This is a genomic window from Bradyrhizobium sp. 31Argb (genome assembly GCF_043638955.1).
GTDB lineage: Bacteria > Pseudomonadota > Alphaproteobacteria > Rhizobiales > Xanthobacteraceae > Bradyrhizobium.
Window position 1 is genome coordinate 1 of sequence record NZ_JBEGDB010000352.1, and the last position, 7059, is coordinate 7059.

General features: G+C 64.2%; 6 protein-coding genes. 4 read left to right on the plus strand and 2 right to left on the minus strand.

Annotated features, from left to right (window positions below):
- Positions 1-80 precede the first annotated feature (80 nt).
- Both AAFX91_RS37095 and AAFX91_RS37100 read right to left on the minus strand, forming a co-directional pair.
- The gene (locus AAFX91_RS37095; protein ID WP_130579002.1) at positions 81-464 is read right to left on the minus strand and encodes a cell division protein ZapA; all 384 of its coding nucleotides are present in this window, start codon (positions 462-464) and stop codon (positions 81-83) included.
- On the minus strand, positions 461-784 hold the full coding sequence (locus AAFX91_RS37100) for a DUF4164 domain-containing protein (protein ID WP_282527445.1): 324 nt from the start codon (positions 782-784) through the stop codon (positions 461-463). The genes AAFX91_RS37095 and AAFX91_RS37100 overlap by 4 nt, the downstream gene beginning before the upstream one ends.
- 420 nt (positions 785-1204) lie before the next feature.
- On the opposite strand from AAFX91_RS37100, the gene tkt reads away from it, so the two are divergent.
- From tkt to fba, 4 genes are all read left to right on the plus strand, one after another.
- Positions 1205-3193, plus strand: a complete 1989-nt coding sequence (tkt, locus tag AAFX91_RS37105) for a transketolase (protein WP_282527444.1) — start codon at positions 1205-1207, stop codon at positions 3191-3193.
- A gap of 142 nt (positions 3194-3335) precedes the next feature.
- Positions 3336-4343: a type I glyceraldehyde-3-phosphate dehydrogenase gene (gene gap, locus AAFX91_RS37110; RefSeq protein ID WP_394569813.1), complete on the plus strand. Its 1008-nt coding sequence runs from the start codon at positions 3336-3338 to the stop codon at positions 4341-4343.
- 159 nt (positions 4344-4502) lie between these two features.
- Positions 4503-5699, plus strand: coding sequence for a phosphoglycerate kinase (locus tag AAFX91_RS37115; protein ID WP_394569814.1), 1197 nt, complete (start codon positions 4503-4505; stop codon positions 5697-5699).
- Between the two features lie 48 nt (positions 5700-5747).
- Positions 5748-6815, plus strand: coding sequence for a class II fructose-bisphosphate aldolase (gene fba / locus AAFX91_RS37120; RefSeq protein WP_394569815.1), 1068 nt, complete (start codon positions 5748-5750; stop codon positions 6813-6815).
- Positions 6816-7059 lie beyond the last annotated feature (244 nt).

A 7059-nucleotide genomic window follows, 5' to 3' on the forward strand; every position in this document is an offset into this window, starting at 1 on the left:
CAGCGATCCGATCACCTCAAAAGCTCTTGTGCCACGGGGGCCGTCCACATATGGGTCCCGGCCTTCGCCGGGACGACAAATCAGCCGATCGCGATACCGCCGCCGATGGTGCGGTTGAGCACCTGCGTGGTTTTTTCGATCCGCTCGGCTGCGGCGTTGAGTGCGTTCGAGATTGCGACTTGCGTAGCGCGGGCGCGATCGACCGCGGCGGCTCCGGAGTTGCGTAAGGATTCGACTTCCTCTTCCAGGCTGCGGATGCGTGCGCCAGCGTCGACCAGTTCGTCGCAGGCGGTGAGCGCCGCCATCACCGTCAAACGGGCGTCGCCAATCTCGCCGAACTTGCCGCGCAGCGATTCGATGCGCGTTTCCAGGTTCTCCGCGAGCTTCAAGAGACGAACCTCCTGCCCCTCTTCGCACGCCATCCGGTATTGCCGGCCGTTGATGGTGACGTTGATGTGACTCATCGCGTGTTCTCCTCGCCATCAAGCACGGCGCGGATGGTGCCGATCGCCGTATCCAGCTTCTCGGCGATCTCGCGATTGGTGCGCTCGAGCTTGCGCGTCTTCACCAATGAGTTATCGAGCTCGTCCGCAAGCCGCGAGCGATCAGCACCGAGCGCTTGGATCCGGCTCGCCAGTTCGTTCTCGTCGCGGTCAGCCTCGCGCCGCCGCTCAACGGCGCTTTCCAGAGCATCGAGCGCCGCCATCAGCCGCCGTGTGGCGGCGTCGACGTCGGCGATAGCGGGCTCAACACTGGCAGCCGCGTTGGTGGAACGATCGCTCATACGAGACAAGGTACATCCTCGATGGCGTGGCCGTCCGCGAATCCTTGCGGTTCGGCAAGCGCTTAGGCGATGAAATTTACGTGGTGAGCGAGGCCGGCGCAACGCCGCCGGTAAACTATGCACCGATAGATGGAGCCTCCCCGGGCCCCGCACCTGTCGGTTTACCCAAGGGTCCTTTCTCCCCTTCCGCTCGGGAAACCGGCGGCTCGCGCGGGTTCAGGCCCCGGTCGGCCGGACACACCGGAGGCAACTTTGCGGCCGAAAGCGCGTTTCCTTGCCTTGGACTTCCCTTGGACTTCCCTTGGACTTCCGGAATTGAGGTGCTATCCAGCCCTTTCTCCGTGCCTACCACCCGCATATGGCGGCCCTCCGGGCGGCGCGCATGCAAGCCAAGCCTCTCATTTCAGACGGATTTTCATCATGACGCAGGTCGATCACACCCGTATGGCCAACGCCATTCGTGGGCTCGCAATGGATGCGGTCGAGAAGGCGAAATCCGGCCATCCCGGGCTGCCGATGGGTGCGGCCGACGTCGCGACCGTCCTGTTTACACAGTTCCTGAAATTCGATGCGGCCGACCCCGCCTGGCCGGATCGTGACCGCTTCGTGCTTTCGGCCGGCCACGGCTCGATGCTGCTCTATTCGCTGTTGTACCTCACCGGCAGCAACAAGGACATGACGCTCGACCAGCTCAAGCACTTCCGTCAATTGGGCTCGCTGACGCCAGGACATCCTGAGAACTTCCACACCAAGGGCATCGAGACCACCACCGGCCCGCTCGGCCAGGGCATCTCGACCGCGGTCGGCATGGCGGTGGCGGAGAAGATGCTGGCCGCCGAGTTCGGCAAGAAGATCGTCAACCACCACACCTACGTGCTCGCCTCCGACGGCGACCTGATGGAAGGCGTGTCGCAGGAAGCGATCGCGCTCGCCGGCCACTGGCGGCTCAACAAAATGATCGTGCTCTATGACGACAACGGCATCTCGATCGATGGCCCGACGTCGCTTGCCGACTCCGTCGACCAGGTGAAGCGATTCAAGTCGGCGGGCTGGGCCGCTGAGCTCATCAACGGCCAGGACCAGAAAGCGATCGCGGATGCAATCACGCGCGCGCAGAAATCGAGCAAGCCAACGCTGATCGCCTGCAAGACCACGATCGGCTACGGCGCGCCGACCAAGGCGGGCACCAACAAGGTCCATGGCGAGGCGCTCGGCGCTGACGAGCTGAAAGGTGCCAAGGAAAAGCTCGGCATCTCGCTCGAACCGTTCTCGGTGCCAGATGACGTGCTGAAGGCCTGGCGTGACGCCGGCGCGCGCGGCGCCGCGGAGCGCCAGGAATGGGAAGCGCGCTTCGCCGAGCTCGGCAGCCGCAAGCGCGCCGAATTCGAGCGCCGGCTGCGGCACGAGCGGCCGGCTTCACTGGCAAAGGCGCTGAAGGGGCACAAGAAGGCGCTGCTCGAAAACCCACTCAACGTTGCGACCCGCAAATCATCGGAGGCCGCGATCGAGGTGATCGCCGCCGCGATGCCGATGGAGTTTCTGGCCGGCTCGGCCGACCTCACCGGCTCCAACAACAACAAGGCGAAATCGGCGACCAACTTCTCCGCCAAGACCCCGAAGGGCCGCTTCATCCACTACGGCATCCGCGAGCACGGCATGGCGGCGGCGATGAACGGCATCTTCCTGCACGGTGGCTTTGCGCCGAACGGCGCCACCTTCCTGGTGTTCACCGACTATGCACGGCCGGCGATGCGACTTGCGGCGTTGATGGGCACCGGCGTCGTCTACGTCATGACGCACGACTCGATCGGGCTCGGCGAAGACGGCCCGACACACCAGCCGGTGGAGCATCTCTCGGCGCTGCGCGCCATTCCCAACATGCGCGTGTTCCGCCCCTGCGATGCCGTCGAGGTTGCAGAATGCTGGGAGCTCGCGCTGAACCGGATCGACGGCCCGACAGTGCTGGCGCTGACGCGACAGAACCTGCCGCAGCTTCGAACCACCACGCCCGCCGATAATCCGTGCAGCCATGGTGCCTATGAGCTGGTCGCGGCCCAAGGTGACGCAAAAGTGTCATTCTTCGCGTCCGGTTCCGAGGTCGAGATCGCCGTCGACGCGCAGAAACAGCTCGCGGAACGCGGCGTCCCGTCGCGGGTGGTGTCGGTACCCTCGCTTGAATTGTTGCTGGCGCAGCCGGAAGACCGGAAAAAGGCCATCATCGGTAACGCGCCGGTCAAGATCGCGATCGAGGCGGCCGTGCGCTGGGGCTGGGATGCCGTGATCGGGCAGGACGGCGAATTCATCGGCATGCACGGTTTCGGCGCCAGCGCGCCGGCGAAGGACCTTTTCAAGCACTTCGGAATTACCGCCGAGGCCGCCGTTAACGCTGCCCTGAAGCGCGTTGGCTAGCGGTTGAGCTTATCCGCAAAAAGGACTAGGTAATCCCCCATATAGTCCGCTCTCGTCCGGCCGAACCGGGCGATCCGCCGTAACACCTCCGCTGGGCGCGCGCCAGCGGGGATGGCATCAGCTATTAGAGGAGAGAAACAGCATGGCAATCCGGGTCGCGATCAACGGGTTCGGCCGCATCGGCCGCAATGTGCTTCGAGCCATCGCCGAGTCCGGCCGCAAGGATATCGAAGTGGTGGGCATCAACGATCTCGGCCCGGTCGAGACCAACGCCCATCTGCTCCGTTTCGACTCCGTGCATGGCCGCTTCCCGGGCACCGTCACCGTCGATGGCGATACGATCAGCGTCGGCAGCAGCAAGATCAAGGTGTCGGCCGAGCGCGATCCGTCCAAGCTGCCCTGGAAAGAGCTCGGCGTCGATGTCGCGCTGGAATGCACCGGTATCTTCACGGCGAAGGACAAGGCGTCCGCGCATCTGACCGCCGGCGCTAAGCGCGTGCTGGTCTCCGCGCCTGCCGACGGCGCCGATGCCACCATCGTCTACGGCGTCAATCATGACACGCTGACCAAGGATCACCTCGTCATCTCCAACGGCTCCTGCACCACCAACTGCCTCGCGCCGGTGGCGAAGGTGCTGAACGACACCGTCGGCATCGAGACCGGCTTCATGACCACGATCCATGCCTATACCGGCGACCAGCCGACGCTGGACACGCTGCACAAGGATCTCTACCGCGGCCGCGCGGCGGCGATGTCGATGATCCCGACCTCGACCGGCGCGGCCAAGGCGATCGGCCTGGTGCTGCCCGAACTGAAGGGCAAGCTCGACGGCGTCGCGATCCGCGTGCCGACCCCGAACGTCTCAGTGGTGGATCTGAAGATCGTCGCCAAGCGCGCGACCGACGCCAAGGAAATCAACGAGGCGATGAAGCGCGCCTCCGAGCAGCAGCTCAAGGGCATCCTGGGCTATACCACCGCGCCCAACGTCTCGATCGACTTCAACCACGATCCGCATTCGTCGACTTTCCACATGGACCAGACCAAGGTGCTGAACGGCACGCTGGTGCGCGTGATGTCGTGGTACGACAACGAGTGGGGCTTCTCCAACCGCATGGCCGACACCGCGGTCGCGATCGGAAAGCTGCTCTGATTTCTTAGCTCTATGGTTCGAGACGCGCGCCGCAGCCAAGTTTACGCAGGCTGCGTAGACTTGCCAGCGCGGCGCGCTCCTCACCGTGAGGGAGAGATCTCGTCCTGATGAACCGCGCTTGGCGCGGCGTCTCGAAGGATGGCCACAGAGGACACTCCAATGACAAAATCATTCCGCACCCTCGACGACGTCGATGTGAAGGGCAAGCGCGTGCTGCTGCGCGTCGACCTCAACGTACCCATGGAAAATGGCCGCGTCACCGATACCACGCGCCTCGACCGTGTCGCGCCGACGATCACCGAGCTTTCCGACAAGGGCGGCAAGGTCATCCTGCTCGCGCATTTCGGCCGTCCCAAGGGGCGCGACCTCAAGGAATCGCTGAAGCCGGTTGCCGAGGCGCTGTCAAAGGTGATCAAGAAGCCGGTCGCTTTCGCCGACGACTGCATTGGCGAGGCCGCGGCAAAGGCCGTGGCAGCGATGAATGACGGTGAGATCCTTTGTCTGGAGAATACCCGCTTCCACAAGGAGGAAGAGAAGAACGATCCGGCCTTCGTCGCGGAATTGGCAAACCTCGGCGACATCTGGGTCAATGACGCGTTCTCGGCGGCGCACCGCGCCCATGCCTCCACCGAAGGCCTCGGACACAAGCTGCCGGCCTATGCCGGACGCACCATGCAGGCCGAGCTCGACGCGCTCGGCAAGGCATTGGAAGCGCCCACCAAGCCCGTGATCGCAATCATCGGCGGCGCCAAGGTCTCCACCAAGATCGACCTCCTCGAAAATCTCGTGACCAAGGTCGATGCGCTCGTGATCGGCGGCGGCATGGCCAACACCTTCCTGCACGCGCAGGGCGTCGGCATCGGCAAGTCGCTGGCAGAGAAGGATCTCGCTGCGACGGCGCTGCGCATCCTGGACAAGGCCGCGGTTTCCAATTGCGCCATCATCCTTCCCGTCGACGCCGTCGTCGCCTTCCACTTCGCGGCCAATTCGCCGTCGCATGCCTATGGCCTGGACGCGATCCCGGCCGAGGGCATGATCCTCGACGTCGGCCCGCAATCGATCGCCCGCATCCATGCCGCGATCGACGATGCGGCGACGCTGGTGTGGAACGGCCCGCTCGGCGCCTTCGAGCTGACCCCGTTCGATCGCGGCACCGTGGTGGCCGCCAAGCACGCCGCCGAGCGCACCAAGGCCAAGAAGCTGATTTCGGTCGCAGGCGGTGGCGATACCGTGGCGGCGCTGAACCAGGCCGGCGTGGCGCACGATTTCACCTATGTCTCGACCGCCGGCGGCGCGTTTCTTGAATGGATGGAAGGCAAGCCGCTGCCGGGCGTCGAAGTCTTGAAGATCCGCTAATTTTATCGGAGCCGGCGCGCAGGCGCTGTAAATACAGGGAGAATCCGGATGGCTCGCATTACCTTGCGGCAACTGCTCGACCATGCGGCTGAGCACGATTACGGAGTGCCGGCCTTCAACATCAACAATATGGAGCAGGCGCTGGCGATCATGGAGGCGGCCTCGAGCGTGGACGCACCCGTCATCATCCAGGCCTCCCGCGGCGCCCGTGCCTATGCCAATGACGTGATGCTGAAGCACATGATGGACGCCCTCACCGAGATCTACCCGCAGATCCCGGTCTGCGTGCATCTCGACCACGGCAACGAGCCCGCCACCTGCATGACCGCGATCCAGGCCGGCTTCACCTCTGTCATGATGGACGGCTCGCTGAAAGCCGACGGCAAGACGCCCGGCGACTGGGATTACAATGTCGGCGTGACCAGGACGGTCACGAACATGGCCCATCTCGGCGGCATTTCGGTTGAAGGCGAACTCGGCGTGCTCGGCTCGCTCGAGACCGGCATGGGCGACAAGGAAGACGGCCACGGCGCCGAAGGCAAGCTCTCCCACGATCAGCTCCTCACCAATCCGGACGAGGCCGTGAAGTTCGTGAAGGAGACCAAGGTCGACGCGCTCGCGATCGCGATGGGCACCTCGCACGGCGCCTACAAGTTCACCCGCAAGCCGGACGGCGACATCCTCGCCATGAAGGTGATCGAGGAGATCCACCGCAAGCTGCCGAACACGCATCTGGTGATGCACGGCTCCTCCTCGGTGCCGCAGGACCTGCAGGACCTCATCAACGAGTATGGCGGCAAGATGAAGCCGACCTGGGGCGTGCCCGTCTCCGAGATCCAGCGCGGCATCAAGAACGGCGTGCGCAAGATCAACATCGACACCGACAACCGCATGGCGATGACCGGGCAGATCCGCAAGGTGTTCAAGGAACACCCGGAAGAGTTCGACCCGCGCAAATATTTGAAGCCCGCGATGGAAGCGATGACCAAGCTGTGCAAGCAGCGGCTGCGGGAGTTCAATACCGCCGGCCAGGCCAGCAAGATCAAGAAGGTGCTGACCACGGCGGAAATGGCCAAACGCTACGCCAAGGGCGAGCTCGATCCGAAGGTGGCGTAAAGCCGCCGCTGCCGTGGCCCGGGTGAAGCGAAAGCGTAACCCGGGGCCGCTCACAATGCGGACACAGGCGTCCCGGGTTACGCGTTCCGCTCCACCCGGGCTACATGCTCCGCTCGCACGGCCTGAACCGCGGAGGCACCCCCACCCCGGCCCTCCCCGCAAGCGATTAGGGCTATCGCATATGGGCGAGGGCGCGGAGAAGGAAGTCGTTGTTCCATCTGGCCTGGAGCATTTTGTGGCTGAT

Bases quoted from the DNA above. Each gene is read 5' to 3' on its own strand.
- fba (WP_394569815.1), top strand. From the start codon at position 5,748: ATGGCTCGCATTACCTTGCGGCAACTGCTCGACCATGCGGCTGAGCAC.
- AAFX91_RS37100 (WP_282527445.1), bottom strand. From the start codon at position 784: ATGAGCGATCGTTCCACCAACGCGGCTGCCAGTGTTGAGCCCGCTATC.
- AAFX91_RS37115 (WP_394569814.1), top strand. From the start codon at position 4,503: ATGACAAAATCATTCCGCACCCTCGACGACGTCGATGTGAAGGGCAAG.
- tkt (WP_282527444.1), top strand. From the start codon at position 1,205: ATGACGCAGGTCGATCACACCCGTATGGCCAACGCCATTCGTGGGCTC.
- gap (WP_394569813.1), top strand. From the start codon at position 3,336: ATGGCAATCCGGGTCGCGATCAACGGGTTCGGCCGCATCGGCCGCAAT.
- AAFX91_RS37095 (WP_130579002.1), bottom strand. From the start codon at position 464: ATGAGTCACATCAACGTCACCATCAACGGCCGGCAATACCGGATGGCG.